At 70.2% G+C, this 14,746-nt stretch carries 11 protein-coding genes; 5 read left to right on the top strand and 6 right to left on the bottom strand.

What is annotated here, in order from left to right:
- Positions 1-11: 11 nt before the first annotated feature.
- Positions 12-905 (bottom strand): MurR/RpiR family transcriptional regulator, encoded by an 894-nt coding sequence (locus BLU77_RS09685; RefSeq protein ID WP_089772737.1) that lies wholly within the window; start codon positions 903-905, stop codon positions 12-14.
- 317 nt (positions 906-1,222) lie between these two features.
- Between BLU77_RS09685 and BLU77_RS09680 the strand changes: the two genes are divergently transcribed.
- From BLU77_RS09680 to BLU77_RS09670, 3 genes are read left to right on the top strand one after another with little or no spacing between them, the layout of a single operon-like run.
- Positions 1,223-2,482: a sensor histidine kinase gene (locus BLU77_RS09680; protein WP_089772736.1), complete on the top strand. Its 1,260-nt coding sequence runs from the start codon at positions 1,223-1,225 to the stop codon at positions 2,480-2,482.
- A complete protein-coding gene (locus BLU77_RS09675; protein WP_217632392.1) occupies positions 2,479-3,087 on the top strand; it encodes a response regulator transcription factor in 609 nt (202 codons plus the stop codon). Before BLU77_RS09680 ends, BLU77_RS09675 begins: the two co-directional genes overlap by 4 nt.
- Complete coding sequence (locus BLU77_RS09670) at positions 3,087-3,818, top strand: lysophospholipid acyltransferase family protein (RefSeq protein ID WP_139177710.1); 732 nt, start codon at positions 3,087-3,089, stop codon at positions 3,816-3,818. Before BLU77_RS09675 ends, BLU77_RS09670 begins: the two co-directional genes overlap by 1 nt.
- A gap of 4 nt (positions 3,819-3,822) precedes the next feature.
- On the opposite strand, the gene BLU77_RS09665 is transcribed toward BLU77_RS09670, so the two are convergent.
- The 4 genes from BLU77_RS09665 to BLU77_RS09650 form a co-directional block, all read right to left on the bottom strand.
- Entirely contained in the window at positions 3,823-6,690 is a 2,868-nt protein-coding gene (locus tag BLU77_RS09665) for a fibronectin type III domain-containing protein (RefSeq protein WP_139177708.1), read from the bottom strand.
- Positions 6,600-9,932 carry an Ig-like domain-containing protein gene (locus BLU77_RS09660; RefSeq protein ID WP_089772733.1) on the bottom strand — a complete coding sequence of 1,111 codons (3,333 nt, stop codon included), beginning with the start codon at positions 9,930-9,932 and terminating at the stop codon, positions 6,600-6,602. Before BLU77_RS09660 ends, BLU77_RS09665 begins: the two co-directional genes overlap by 91 nt.
- A gap of 99 nt (positions 9,933-10,031) precedes the next feature.
- The gene (locus BLU77_RS09655) at positions 10,032-10,730 is read right to left on the bottom strand and encodes an AMIN-like domain-containing (lipo)protein (protein WP_089772732.1); all 699 of its coding nucleotides are present in this window, start codon (positions 10,728-10,730) and stop codon (positions 10,032-10,034) included.
- A gap of 24 nt (positions 10,731-10,754) precedes the next feature.
- Positions 10,755-11,924 (bottom strand): trans-sulfuration enzyme family protein, encoded by a 1,170-nt coding sequence (locus BLU77_RS09650; protein ID WP_089772731.1) that lies wholly within the window; start codon positions 11,922-11,924, stop codon positions 10,755-10,757.
- Between the two features lie 95 nt (positions 11,925-12,019).
- Here BLU77_RS09650 and BLU77_RS09645 point away from each other — a divergent pair, with 95 nt between their 5' ends.
- On the top strand, positions 12,020-13,135 hold the full coding sequence (locus tag BLU77_RS09645) for a D-alanine--D-alanine ligase family protein (RefSeq protein ID WP_089773115.1): 1,116 nt from the start codon (positions 12,020-12,022) through the stop codon (positions 13,133-13,135).
- Positions 13,136-13,138: 3 nt separating this feature from the next.
- On the opposite strand, the gene BLU77_RS09640 is transcribed toward BLU77_RS09645, so the two are convergent.
- Positions 13,139-13,636, bottom strand: a complete 498-nt coding sequence (locus BLU77_RS09640; RefSeq protein WP_089772730.1) for a DUF3515 family protein — start codon at positions 13,634-13,636, stop codon at positions 13,139-13,141.
- A gap of 35 nt (positions 13,637-13,671) precedes the next feature.
- On the opposite strand from BLU77_RS09640, the gene BLU77_RS09635 reads away from it, so the two are divergent.
- Positions 13,672-14,724, top strand: coding sequence for a thiamine-phosphate kinase (locus BLU77_RS09635; protein WP_089772729.1), 1,053 nt, complete (start codon positions 13,672-13,674; stop codon positions 14,722-14,724).
- Positions 14,725-14,746: the final 22 nt, after the last annotated feature.

Raw genomic sequence — 14,746 nt, 5'->3', positions numbered from 1 at the left:
GCTCCTCGATCTTAGGTGGACGTGCCCCGTTCGGGGCGTCGGGGTCGCACCGCTCGGGCGGTGTCGGCAAGATGCTGGACGGTGCGTTTATAGGTGGATTGGCTCACAGCGAGGTAAAGCACCTCAACGACGGCCAGTTCGGAGTGCCGAGCCGCGAGCGGCCCGTCCCGGAAGGTGGTCTCGGCACTGATGGTGAGCAGGCTGTGGTGGACCAGGTCGGCCAGGGACGAACTGTGGCCACCGGTGATCGCCGCGGTCAGCGCACCCCGTTCGCGGGCGCACGCGACCATGTCGAGTGTCTCCTGAGTCTCCCCGCTGTGCGAGACGGCCAGTGCCACGTCCCCTTCGGTGAGCTGGACCGCGGCGACCAGGCCGTCGTGCACGTCGGCGTAGGTCCAGCAGGGGACGCCGATCCGGGTGAGACGTAGCTCGAGTTCGCGGGCTATCACGCCGCTCCCGCTCACGCCGTAGACGTGCACCCTGCGTGCGGTACCGATCGCGTCAGCCACGGCCTGCACAGCGTCCAGGTCGAGGCAGGCCAGTGTCGCGTGCACGGCACGCGCCTGCGCGGCCTCGAAGGTCCGGACCACGTCGCTGAGTGGGTCGTGGGGCCCGATGGTGCGACTGATGTCGACGTCCCAGTGGCCGTGGGCTGAACTCGCTGCGTCGGCGGTGACGGCGACCCGTAGCGCGGGATAGCCGTCGAGGTCCAAGGTCCGGCAGAGCCGGGACACGGCGCCCGGTGAGGTGCCGGCGGCCTCGGCGAGTTCGGTGATGGTGCCGGCGACGCTCCCGTGCGGATCGTTGAGGAGTTGTTCGGCCGTCCGCCGGACAGCTGTGGGGAGCTGGGGGAGCAGGCGCCGGATCTGCGCGAGAACACCCGGCGACTGGTCAGCATCAACCATGACAAGGAATATCGCAGGGAACGATACGAACGTCAAGAGTTGATAGAAAGTATCGCACTGGATCTCTGAGCGAATTGCTAGGTGGCTCCCAGGGGATACTCAGGTTCGCCGCGCAGAGTAAGTGATGTCGGAACGGAACCGACCGGTCGTAGACGACACCATCGACCGCAACCCCCGGTGACTGTCTCCCACCGGGGATTGGGGATGCGGCGCGTTTCTCTCCCCTCGCGCCCGCATTCGGGTGCCGGGCCCTCGGGCCCGGCACCTCCGTCTGTGCCAGCCCGAGCGGCAGAGCGGATGAGGCTGGGGACGGTAGCGTGACGACCGTGCGAGCAGGAGGAACGGCCGGGACCGGCTGGCGGGGCCAGAGCGACCCTCAGCGATTCGAGCTCTACAACCGCTGGTCCCTGTACTTCCTGTTGATCTTCGGCCCGATCGTCGGGATCAGCGCGGCGGCGAGCCTGGCGAACGCCACGGGGACGCAGGCGTGGTTCGGGCCGGCGGCCACGGCCGGGTTCCTGATCCAGACCGGCGTGGCCGAGATCGTGCTCGCTCGAGGCTTGAACCACTACCTGGGCCGCGCCGCGCGCCCGACTCGTACAGCAGCGGTTCTCGTGGTGATCACGCTGCTGCTGATCGCGCTCGCGGCCGTCCCACTGATGCAGGCGGAACCGTTGCCGACCGACGACGGTCGGCTGCTGATGCCCGGTTGGGTGTTGCTGGCCCCCGTGGGGATCGCGTTGTCCGCTCTTGCGCCGCTGTTCACGACTCGCTGGCTGGTGACCGCCGGTGTGCTGGCGATGGGGGGCGCCGCCGCCCTGCAGACCTGGGGGAGCGGTGAGCCACGTGCCCTGGTCCCGTTCGTGATCAGCGGCACCCTGGTGGTGATCGGGGTGGTCCTGTCGTTCCGCGTCTCCGCCTGGATGATCGGTGTGGTGTGGGAGCAGGCGAACCGCCGCGAGGTGGACGCCCGGCTCGCCGTGGCCGAGGAGCGGCTGCGCTTCTCCCGCGACCTGCACGACATCTTCGGTCGCACCCTCTCCACGGTGGCAGTCACCAGCGAGCTCGCCGCCGAGCTGGCCCGCCGCGGTGATCCCCGTGGACCGGACAAGATGCTCGAGGTGCGCCAGATCGCGCAAGACGCGCTCCGGGAGGTGCGGGACGTCGTCGAGGGCTATCGACGGGCCGACCTGCCGACCGAGCTGGCCGGTGCCCGGGAGATCCTACGGTCGGCCGGGATCACGGCCGAGGTCCGGGGCGAGGAGCTCGTGCTGGGAGAGCAGGCGGCCGAAGGGCTGGGATGGGTGGTGCGAGAAGGCGTCACCAATGTGGTGCGTCACGCCGATGCCCGCACCGCGGGCATCACGGTGGAGATCGCCGACGGCGGAGCACAGGTGGTCATCGTCAACGACGGTGTTCGTCCGGTCGCCACAGCACGACCGGGGTCCGGACTGCACGGCCTGCGTGAACGCCTCGCAACGATCGGTGGGAGGATCGAGGCAGGCGTGGACGACGCCGACCAATCCCAGTTCCGGCTCGAGGCGTGGGTTCCCGACGACAAGGAGGTCACGCCGTGACGATCCGGCTGCTGCTCGCTGACGACGAGAACCTGATCCGGGACGCGCTCGCGTCCCTGCTCGACCTGGACGATGACCTCGAGGTGGTGGCCCAGGCAGCCAGCGGCACCGAAGCGGTGGCGGTCGCCGCCCGGGAACGCCCGGACGTGGCCGTGCTGGACCTGCAGATGCCCGGTCTCGACGGGATCGAGGCTGCGGCCCAGATCATGGCGGACCTGCCGGAGTGCCGGTGCGTGATCGTCACCAGCCACGGGCGCCCGGGGTACCTGAAGAAGGCACTCGAGACGGGTGTGCGCGGATTCCTGCCGAAGACGACGTCGGCGGCTGTGCTGGCGGACGTGGTGCGGCAGGTGCATGCCGGCGGGCGGTATGTGGATCCGGAGCTGGCAGCGGACGCCATCTCGGCCGGGGCCAGCCCCCTCACTGCCCGCGAAGCAGATGTGCTCGAGCTCGCCGCGGACGGCGCCCCGGTGGAGGAGATCGCGACCCGCGCCTCGCTCAGCCCAGGCACAGTCCGGAACTACCTGTCCTCCGCGGCCACCAAGCTGGGTGCGTCGAACCGGCACGAGGCGGCGCGCACGGCTCGCGCACGGGGGTGGATCTGATGGGCTCCGTCGATCGCGCACCTGTGCCCCGTGCCTACCGGGTAGCCGCAGGAATCGCCCGGGTGCCGGTGCGGGCGATGACCCGGCCCCGGTGGAGCGGGCTGGAGAACCTCCCGGACGGTCCGTTCCTCGCCGTGGCCAACCATGTCTCCACGATCGACCCCCTCACGGCCCTGCACTTCTTCGTCGCCCAGGGTCAGTTCCCGGTGGCGCTGGCGAAGTCTCCGTTGTTCGAGGCCCGCGGGCTCGGCTGGCTGCTGCGCGCGTGCGGCTACGTCCCGGTGTACCGGGACAGCGACGATGCCGCTGCCTCGATCGAGGCGGCCGCCGAACGGCTCCGCAGTGGCACCAGCGTGCTGATGTTCCCCGAGGGCACCCTCACCCGGGATCCGGACCTGTGGCCGATGGCGGCACGCACCGGTGCCGCCCGTCTGGCACTCGAGACCGGGGTGCCGGTGGTGCCGATCGCCCAGTGGGGAGCGCACGAGCTGATGCCCCCACCCACCTACACCCTGCACCCGTGGCGCCGGCCGCGGATCACGGTGCATGCGGGGGCACCGGTGGACCTGAGCCGGTTCCGCGGCCAGGAGATCGATGGCGACGTGCTGCGCGCGGCCACGGCGGTGATCATGGCCGATCTCACCGACCTGCTGGCAACGATCCGACCAGGCACCCCGCCGACCGAACCGATGCAGTGGCGGCCGGAGCCCGGGCAGGGCTACCGGCGCTGACGCCTCAGCTGCTCGGCCAGGTGATCGTGTCCTCGAACGTCCCGCTGGGCCCAGTGACCACCACGCGCACCTGCTCGCCCGGGTTGCCACGGAACCATTGGGATTGCCAGTCGCCCGAGCCGGCAGTCAGCGTGACATCGGCCTCCCGCCACGGCTCGCTGTAGGGCGTCCCCGACTGGGAGGCATGGAATGCGACGTGATAGTCGCCCGCGACGAAGCCCGAGTGTTCGAACCCCAGATAGTGGCAGGCGTCGCTGACGCAGGAGCCGTCGGCGCTGGTCGCTCCCTGGGCGTCACCCATGGCAAGCATCGTCACCGAGGGAGGGCTGACCACCTGGGGCATGTCCGATATCTGACGATCCTCCGCGTACGGGCCGCCGGACCGGGTGCCGCTCCACTGCCCGTGCTCGTTCCGCACCTGGACGCGGATCGTGTGGATCGTCTCCCAACCCCCTGTCACACTCGCCGATCCGGTGCGGCCGGTCACCACGTTCCAGCTGTCGCCGTTGATCGAGTACCGGGTCGCCGTCAGGTCCGCACCGTTGTTGCGGTTCGGCACTGACCAGTCGAAGGTGACGGTCTGCCCGTCGGCGGAGGAGTCGATGCTGATGCCCCCGTTCCCCGGTGGGCCGTGGGTGGAGAACGTGGGGGAGGCCCCGCTCCAGCCGCCACAGTAGGAGTTGCAGGCGCGGACTTCGATGCGATAGCTCTGCCCGTCCTGCGCCACCGTGATCCTGTTGTTGCTCGACAAGGACTGCACGGACCCACCGTTCAACCGGTACTCGTACCGGCCGATCGCCTGCCCGTTGTTGTTCGGCGCGGAATAGCTCACCTCGGCGGTGTTGTCCTGGCCGGTGGCGCTCGCCGTGACGTTCGTGGGTGCCCCTGGGGCACCGAAGGAGCGCAACGGCTCCGATCTCGCGGAGAAGTCGCCTCGCCCGGCCCGGTTGGTGGCGGCCACGGCGAAGGAGTAGTCGTGACCATTCTCCACCTGGACCTCACGGGAGTTCCCGCCGCCGGTCGGGGTGAAGGTGTGGGCGAGCTGCCCGTCCCGGTACATCCGCACGTGGTACGTCCAGACCGGGTCGCCATTGTCGTCCGGGCTGGTCCAGGTGACCTGGATCCGACCGCCGGCAGCGTCGTCGATCCGGACGGCCTGCGGTGCCTCGGGCTGGAACGGCGGACCATACGGGTGGATCGGCGCCGACCACTCGCTCCATGCACCCGGGTTCGGTGCGTCGTTGATCGCCCGCACCCGGAACGTGTAGCTCTCACCGTTGGTCAACCCGGTCCAGGTCAGGCTGTTCCCCGTCACCGACCGCTGACCGGCGCCGTCGCCAGGGGAGATCTGCACGTCGTAGGAGGTGATCGGGGTGCCCTCGTTCACCGGGTTTGCCCAGCTCACCTCGAGCTGTTCGTCCCCGGCGCTGACGTAGACGACCCGCGGGGCTTCCGGCCGCACGTCGGGGATGGCCTCGGCCGAGGCCGGGCTCGCCGGGGAGTCCCCGACGGCGTTCGTGGCAGTCACGCTGAATGTGTAGCCCGTGCCGTTGGCCAGGCCGGTGATGGTGCAGGTGGTCGTCGGGCATGCCTGCGAGCCGCTGCCATAGGTCACCGTGTAGCCACTGATCGACGCGCCATTGTCCTCCGGCGCGGTCCAGCTCAACGTCACCTCGCCGCTCGCGACCTCTTCGATCAGCGGGATCGTCGGTGCCTCCGGTACGCCGAGCACTGCGGCGGTGATCTGCCCCTCCACCGCCCGGTCGGGCTCGCCGGTCACATCCACCACCGTGTAGGTCGCCGTCAGTCGGCCCACGAAGTCGGCTGCGGGGGTCAGCACCACCTGATCCCCCTCGACGGACACTGCGCCGGAGCCCGCCGTGATCTCCGCGGCCGTGATCTCCCGGGGTTCGCCGGAGAACGGGTTGGAGTCATTGGCCAGCACCGGTACCGAGACGCTGTCGCCTTGCTCGATCTCACCGGCGTCGTCCGGGTTGGTGGAGATCAGCGGCCGGTTGCTGGAGGTGGAACTCAGCACGACCACGGCTCGGACCGGGTCGCTCTCGCCGTCGGTCACCTCGATCACCAGATCCTGCGAGGACCCGGCCGGGGTGTCCTCATCAGCAGTGACGGTCAGGATGTAGTCCTCCAGGCTCGCCTCGAAACCGTCGGCCTCCTCCGCGATCCGATACTCCAGATCGGTGGACCGCCCGTCCGGATCCTCCGCCAGCCTCGCGATGTCCAGGGTGACCGCCTCGCCACCCTGCTCGGCCTCCACCGACCCGTCCCGCATCCGCGGCGGCTGATTCTCGTTCGAGACCACCATGATGTCCAGGGTGAGCACCGAGGTCAGGATGTCATCGTCATTGATGTCCTCAGCATCGGTCACCTCGAACGTCAGGGTCGCGGGCCCGACATAGTTCGGGTCCGAGGTGTACTGCAAGGTATCGGTATCCACCACCGGGGACGACCCGTCGGAGTTCGTGGCCCGCACACTGCTGGAGTCCGACAGCTGCACCGGCTGGCCACTGAGTGCCACCACGTAGTCATTGAGCTGGATGGTCTCCGGCTCCCCGGCGAGCACCTCGATCACCTCAGTATCCGGACGCAGCACCGGACCGGTGTCCTCGGTCCCAGGCACCTCGATGAACGCATACGAGGTCAGATCATCCTCATCAGTCACCCGATACGTGACCACCTGACGGGTCGGCGCCAGGGTCACCGTCACCGTCTCCCCGTCATCGGAGCGCGCATTCTCCTGGCCGGCGGTCACTTGCACGGTCAGGCGCTCGGCGCTGCCGTCCGGGTCGGTGTCGTTGGCGAGTACATCGAGGACCACCTCCTCCTGGCCCAGCAGCGAGGTTGCCGGCACCACGTCGTCCACAGCGATCGGGGGAGGAGCTCACTGTCGGGATCGACCGTCACGGTCAGCAGGCCGCTCGCTGTCCCGCCATGCAGATCGGTGATGTGATACGTGACCAGGTGGTCCCCGGGATCCGACGGGGAGGTGAAGGCCAGCATCCCCTCCCGGCTGTGCACATCGTCGACGGAGCTCTCGGAGACAGCCGGGTCGTCGACGATCGGCAGGTCGCCGTCAGGATCGGTGTCATTGGCGAGCACGTCCACCACGACGGGACGGTCCGGTGGCACGGTGACGGTGTCTTCGACGGCCATCGGTGGCCGGTTCTGCGCCGGTGGCGGGACGACGCCCACCGAGACCGTCGCCACCGAGAGCGTGCCTGGTCGATCCCGCACCGTGTAGGTGAATTGGTCCGGGCCGGCCGAGTCGGTGAACGCCTGGTAGTCGATATAGCTGGGGCCCACCTCGACGATCCGCCCAAGAGTTGGTGGCTCATCCACACCCAACAGCTGCACCGAGTCCCCGTCCGGATCGATCCCGTACAGCTCGACCGGAATCCGGATCCGCTCACCGGAGAACGCCCGCGTGTCCACATCGCGCGCCTCCGGCGGGCTGTTCGCGTCCTCGGCGCGTGCCTGCACGTTGATCCGGATCGTCGCCGAGTCCTCGCGGCCATGGACGTCGATGATCCGGTACACCGCCGTCAACGGTCCGGCCTCCTCGGGGGCGCGGAACCGGATCATCTCGCCTGCCGTGAACATCAACCCGGTGCGGGGCGTCTCGGCCAGGTCCGGTGCGAGGCGGAAGTCGACGCCGTCCGGGTGGGAGTCGTTACTCAGCACCGGGATCGTGACGTGGTCCCCGGCCCGCACCTGTACCTCGTCGCCGACCGCCACCGGCGCGCGGGTCCCGGTTTCGGCGTCCATGGGGAGCACCAGCACGTCTCCCTCAGCGGACCGGGTCCCGTTCGAGACGGTGTAGGAGATCGTCACCGGTTCGTGCAGGGTCCGGGTGGCGCTGATCTGCAGGATCCGGTGCTCCAGCACGGCCACCCGCAGTCCGTGACCGTCGGGAACGGTGATCTGCTGCACGGCGAGGACCCCGCCGGCGCGATCCTCGTCGTTGGCCAGCACGTCCACGAGGACGGAGCCGCCCGGGGACAGTTGCGCTGTGTCCGTCGCGGCGATCGGATCCAGGTTCTGGGGCGCGAGCACCCGCACCCGCACCAGACCCGTGGCCGAGAGCCCGTCATCGTCGGCCACGGTGTAGACGACGTAGTAGTCCCCGCTCGATGCGGCCGTGAAGGTGAAGGTGGCGGAGTTCGTGCTCTGCCTCACGTCGGCGCCGTCAGCGAAAGTGAGGTTCGCCAGCCGCAATGGCCGATCGTTCGGGTCCCGGTCATTGGCGATCGGGTCGATCTCGATGGTCTGGTCCACGAACGTCGTCGCGTAGTCGAACACGGCGACCGGAGGGTGGGCCGCTTCCGGGAGCACCGTGACGTCGATCGGGATGTCACTGGTCGAGCGCCCGTCGGTGACCTGGACGAGGACGGTCGCCGTGCCGGTGGTTCCGCCCGGGTGGGTGATCGTCACCATCCCGGCCGGACCGAGGCGGACCTGCATGCCGCCGGTCTCGCTGGTCCCCACCACCTGAAGCGGATCTCCGTCGGGATCGAGCACAGCCTCGAGCACGTTCACCTGCACCGTCCGGCCGGCGACGACCTGGACAGCAAGGGGATCGCCGGCCTGTTCCGGTGGGCTGTTCGCCGACGTCACGTCGAGACTCACGGTGGCTGTGTCGGTACCGCCGCGGCCGTCGTCAACGGTGTATCCGAAGGACGCGGTGCCGCTCGCCCCAGGGGCCACCCGGACCTGCACCGCGCGCCCGCCCTGCACAGCCTCCACCCGTCCGAACGAGGCATCGATCCCCTCGGTGATCGCGACCGTCAGCAGGTCGCCATCGGCGTCGGAGTCATTACGCAGGACTGGCAGCGTCACGGTGCGGCCTGCACGTACCCCGGACTCGTCGTCCTCGGCGACCGGTGGCCGGTTGGGTGCCTCCCGGTCCAGCTCGAGCTCGTGCTGCGCGAGGTCCGGTGTGTGCGAGTCCTGAGTCTCGTCCTCGCTCGGTGGGAGGGACTCCTCCCAGCTGTCCACCAGGATCAGCGGGTTCTCCACCATCCAGGAGTTCCCTGTCGCCAGCTCGTTCAGCACGACGAAGCCATGGTTCTCCCGGAACACCAGCTCACCGCCGGTGGCCTCCGGAACATCCAACTTCTCGGGTGCGGCCCCGCCGCACTGGCGCAGGTACTCGCCCGGGGTCGAGGCCCAGGCACTGTGCACACACCCGGCCACCTGCACCGGCTGCGCGGGCAGACCGACGGCCGATGCCGGGTGCACGGTCGGCGGGGAACCGTCCAACGGCACCGTGACCAGTGCATCGGAGGTGGCTAGGGCGACACGGTCGCCGTGCGCGCTCGGAGCCTGCAGCCGTGCCGACGCCTGATCGATGTCCAGATCGGTGAGGGAGAGCGGGTCCGTGCCGGGCTGGATCAGCGTGAGCTCGGCGGTCGTGGGATCAACGGTGAGTGCCACCGGGACGTTCCCGACCGCCGTCAGCTGGGTCTGTGCACCGTCGAACAGGGCGGGGTTCAGCTGGGTGACCTGCGGCTCGGTACCCTCCCGCGGGTCGAAGGTGAGCAGCTCACCGGCCGCGGTGTCCAGTCCGTATGCGGTGCCGTCCTCAGCGATGGCGTGCGCGGCTCCGGTACCCAGCACCGCCTGCGGCTCCTCGCTCGCCTCCTCCAGCACATGCAGCTCATCCAGTGCCAGGATCCGCCACTCGCCGGTCTCGGGATCGAGCACTCCGACGGTGTCCTCTCCGAGCTGCACATCGGCACCTGACGGCAGCGGCGCCGCTGGACCCTGCACCGTCACCGTGGCGGGATTGACCCGTTGCAAGGTCTGCCCGGCCCGGTCCTCGATCAGCACCACCGCACCGTGCTGCAACAGATCGACGTCCTGGCTCAACGCCGCCAGAGTGGCGTCGATCTGGCCCACCGGGTAGTTGAGCCGACCCACCAGGATCGATTCGTTGTTGGAGACCCACACCCCGCCGTCGTTCAGATCGACATCAGCGGTGGCGACACCGTCGTAGTTCAGGCTCAGGGCCACCACCGTGCCCAGCACGAGCGAGAGAATGGTGGCACTGGCGATCGGGCGACGTCGACGACGCAGTTCAGCCCACCAGCTCACCCGTACCCCCGTGCAACGTGCAGCGATCCGCCGATCATCTTACGCACTGCGAGGCAGGGCAGCGGGGGCAGAACTCCCCATGCCGGCCCGGGGCGGCGCTCAGTCCTCCACGTGCTGGACGTCGATCACGACCCGGACCGGGTCAGTGAGCGAGAACACCCGGAACGGTGCGTCGGAGTCGTCGATGCCGAGCACCACCTGGGTGTAACCCTCGAACGTCCCACCGACGTCGACCTGCTCGACTTCCTCACCCTCGTGATCGAGGGTGGTGGGGGAGAAGTAGTCGTCGGTCTTCTCGGGGTACCGGGTGCCGTCCAGGCGGACCTCGAGCACGGCGTCACCCTCGAGCAAGATCGGGTTGCCGCTGCCGTCCTGGACTGCTTCATCGACGTACTCGGCGGTCCAACCAGGCGTACCGGTCCCGTCGAACTCGATCACGACGCGGTCGAACCCCTCGTGCGCGCCGGTCCGCGCGTCCACCAGCAGCGCGTCGGGCTCGCCCTCCTGCGCCTGGGTGTCGGTCGAGGTGTCCGCCGGGAACGGTTCGGCGCCCTCGGAGGGTTCGTCCTCGGACGTCGGTGCTGTCTCGGTTGGCTCGGAGGACTCCTGGTCGGAGGTCGGATCCTCGCTGGGTTCGGCGGTCGGCTCCGCGGCGGGCTCGGACTCGCTCGTCGTCGGGTCGGTCGCCCCGCCGCCGTCACCGGGCGAACCACCGCCCCCGTCACCATCGCAGCCGGCCAGGGCCAGGGCGGCGGCCAGAGCCGCTGCGGGGACGTATCGGATCCGTGTGCGTCGCATCACCGCCTCCTTCCCACGATCGTGCTATCGAGCGTACTCCGCGGCGACGGCCAGGGCCCGGTCGAGATCGGCGATCAGGTCGTCGGCGTCCTCTATGCCGACGGACAGCCGCAGCAGGTCCTCCGGCACGGTGGGCGCCTCGGCAGCCAATCGGCGCCGCCGCTCCAGCAGCGACTCCACCCCACCCAGGCTAGTGGCCGGGAGCCACAGTTGCACCGCGCGGGTGAGCGCATCCGCACCGGCCACGCCGCCGAGCGGACGCAGCGTGAGGATCGACCCGAAACCGTTCATCTGGTCCGCGGCACGCTGGTGCTGCGGGTGGTCCGGCAGCCCGGGGTAGCCCACCGCGACCACGTGCGGGTGCCCGCTGAGGTGTGCGGCCAGCGCGGCGGCGTTCTGCTGGGCACGCTGCACGCGCAGGGACAGCGTCCGCATGCCGCGCAGCGCGAGCCACGCCTCCCACGGTCCGGCGATCGCACCGCCGATACTGCGCCGCGTGTGCAGGTGCTGATGCAGGGAGGAATCGTTGGTGAGCACGGCGCCGAGCACCACGTCAGAGTGCCCGGCCAAGTACTTGGTGACCGAGTGCACGACCACGTCGGCGCCCAGCTCGAGCGGACGTTGGCCGAGCGGGGTGGCGAACGTGTTGTCGGCGATGACCAGCCCACCGGCGGCGTGGGTCGCCTCCGCCAGCACGGGTAGATCGGCCACCTCCAGCATCGGGTTCGTCGGGGACTCCACCCACAGCACCGGAGCGTGCCCGCGCTGCGCGGACGAGGTGAGGGCCGCCGTCACCTGCTCGGTCTCGGCGATGTCCACCTCGGTGACCGTGACCCCGGACCGCTCCGCCAGGTGCCGGGCGGCCACCAGGGACGCGTGATAGCTGTGCCGCGGAATCACCACCTCACCACCGGCCGGCACCAGGTCGAGCGCGGCGGAGATCGCGCCCATCCCGGAGGCGAACGCGAGAGCGGGCAGCTCCGCGCGCTCCAGTGCGGCAAGCGCCTGCTCCAGCGGCAGCCACGTCTCGGTGCCCGCCCGTGCGTAGACAAGATCGCCGGCCTCTGGCACCCCGGTGGAGTAGTAGGTGGAGGAGAGCACCACGGGCGCGTTCACCGGCGTCTGCTCGGTCCGGGGCGGACGGCCGGCGGTCACCGCCGTCGTGTCGGGGTGCAGGTGGCTCAGGTCGCTCATGGCTGGCAAGCCTACGCACGCTCCCGCCCCGGGTGAGCCGCCGGACCGGAGTGTGGGCGCCGTCGGAGGGCGCCGGTGTCGTACGCTCGGCGGTGATGAGCGAGCGAACCCGTGTGGCGATCCTGTTCGGCGGACGCAGCGACGAGCATCCCGTGAGCTGCGCGACCGCGGCCGGGGTGCTGGCCGCGATCGACCGCGAGCGGTACGACGTGGTCCCGATCGGGATCACCCGCGCCGGCGAGTGGGTCATCGCCTCCGACGACCCTGCCCGGTGGCAAATCACCGGTTCCGCCCCGCCGGAGGTCGCCGCCGCAGACGGTACCCGGGTGCTGCTGCCGCTCGGTGAGGTCTCCCGGGACATGGTCAGCTACGAGCCCGGCGCGGTCCCCGCGCTGCTCGGTGAGGTGGACGTGGTGCTCCCGCTGCTGCACGGCCCGTTCGGTGAGGACGGCACCCTGCAGGGACTGCTCGAGCTCGCCGGTCTGCCCTACGTGGGCTCCGGGGTGCTGGCCTCCGCCGTCGGGATGGACAAGCACTACATGAAGATCGTGCTCGCCGGCGCCGGGCTGCCGGTGGGCCCGTACACGGTGATCACCCCTCGCGCCTGGCGCACCGCCCGTGAGGAGGCCCTGGCCTCGGTGGCGGCGCTCGGCTGGCCGGTGTTCGTCAAACCGTGCCGGGCCGGCTCCAGCATCGGCATCACCAAGGTGGACCGACCGGAGGACTTGACGGCCGCCGTCGAGGAGGCCCAGCGGCACGACCCCAAGGTGATCGTGGAGGCGGCGATCGTCGGCCGAGAGATCGAGTGCGCGGTGCTCGAGGGCCGAGGCGACACCCCGGCCCGCACCACGCTGCCCGGGGAGATCGTGGTGACCGACCCCGAGCACGGGTTCTACGACTACGAGTCGAAGTACTTCCACGCCGACGGCGTCACGCTCGCCTGGCCCGCGACGTTGCCCGAGGAGGTGACCGCCCAGGTGCGTGACCTTGCCGTGCAGACCTTCGAGGCGCTCAGCTGTGAGGGGCTGGCCCGGGTGGACTTCTTCTACACCGACGCCGGCGAGGTGGTGGTCAACGAGCTCAACACGATGCCCGGGTTCACCCCGTTCTCCATGTACCCGATGATGTGGGAGCGCTCCGGGCTGGCCTATCCGGACCTGATCAGCGAGCTGGTCGAGCTCGCCCGGGAACGGCCCACCGGCCTGCGCTGAGGCTCACGCGGTGTCGTCGAGCGCGAGACACTCCCGCTCAGCCTCGATGAACGTGAGCGCCTCACCGATGTCCACCAGCAGCGTGGTGGGATCTTCACCTGCGTAGATCACCGGGACCACCAGCTCGATCGCGGGCGAACGCCCATAGGTGGTGAACTGCCAGGCGTCCCCGGAGACGCTGCCCAGCTCGGCCACCACCCAGTCCACACTGGTGCCGTCTGCCGCCTCGGCAGTGATGCACCGGTCCGTGGTGGGCCCGAGCACCGGGACCCCGCACCGGAAGGTGATGGCCGGGTCGCCCCACGCGGCAGACGCCTGGGAGGTGGTGGACCGCCGCTCTGCGCCGGCCAGCTCGTCCGGCAGGCTGCGCAGCACCTCGGCGCAGACCGGGGTACTGGCCTCTGGTGCCGGCTCCACCTCCACCGGAGCTCCGCAGGCGGCGAGCCCGAGGACCAGCAGGGCAGTAGTGGCCGCGGTGGCGACTCGGGTACGGACAGGCACGGCCCCACGATACCGGCGCGGATAGGCTCGCCGGTGTGACTGAGCACCCGAACCAGCCTGTGCGTGACCTGACCGAGGAGGAGCTGCTCGCCCGGATCATCCCGCGCCTGCCGCAAGGGCCGGCCACCGTGCTCGGCCCGGGCGATGACGCCGCCGTGGTGGCCGCACCCGATGGGCGGTTCGTGGTGACCACCGACGTGCTCGTCGAGGACCGGCACTTCCGCCGCGCGTGGAGCTCGGGGTGCGATGTGGGCTGGCGTGCCGTGATGCAGAACCTGGCCGATGTGGCCGCCATGGGCGCCCGCCCGACGGCGGTGGTCACCTCCCTGGTGATGCCACCCGACCTCGAGGTCACCTGGGTGGAGTCGCTCGCGGACGGGATGGCCGCTGCGTGCGCACCGCATCAGGTGGGGGCCGTGGGCGGTGATCTCTCCTCCGGGCCCGTCGTCATGATCTCCGTGACCGCACATGGCGACCTGCAGGGCCGGGAGCCGGTGCTGCGGGACGGAGCCAGGGTGGGCGACCGGGTCTGTCACGCCGGCGTGCTCGGCCGCTCGGCCGCCGGGCTTGCCGCGCTCGAGGCAGGCATCGTCGCGAGGTGCCATTCGCCGTCGGAACCGGGGCAGGTGACCGACGACCAGCGGCACCTCGACGCGGTGGTGCGGGACGCCGTCGGGGGGTATGTACGCCCCGACCCGCCGCTGGCTGCGGGACCGGCGGCCGCGGCGGCCGGGGTGCGGGCGATGATGGACCTCAGCGACGGGCTGCTGCGCGATGCAGGTCGGATGGCGCGTTCCTCCGGGGTGCAGCTCGACCTCTCGGGCGACGGGTTGCGGCCGGACGTGGAGGTGCTGGCCGAGCTGGCGCAGGCGTGCGAGGACGACCCGTGGCGGTGGGTGCTCACCGGGGGAGAGGACCACGGACTGCTTGCCGTGTTCGGGCCGGACCAGGAGCTGCCCGAGCGGTTCCGGGAGATCGGAACGATCGCCGCGCACGAACCGGGGCGGCCCTGGGTGACGCTGGACGGCGCGGCGCCGCCGGTGGACGGTGCGGGCTGGGACCACTTCGCACCGGGAGCCATGTCGTAGGGATGTGATCGGCCTCACACGG

The sequence above is a fragment of the Ruania alba genome (assembly GCF_900105765.1).
Lineage (GTDB): Bacteria > Actinomycetota > Actinomycetes > Actinomycetales > Beutenbergiaceae > Ruania > Ruania alba.
The sequence above is the reverse complement of the archived record's forward strand: the minus strand, read 5'-3'. Positions and strand labels throughout refer to the sequence as shown.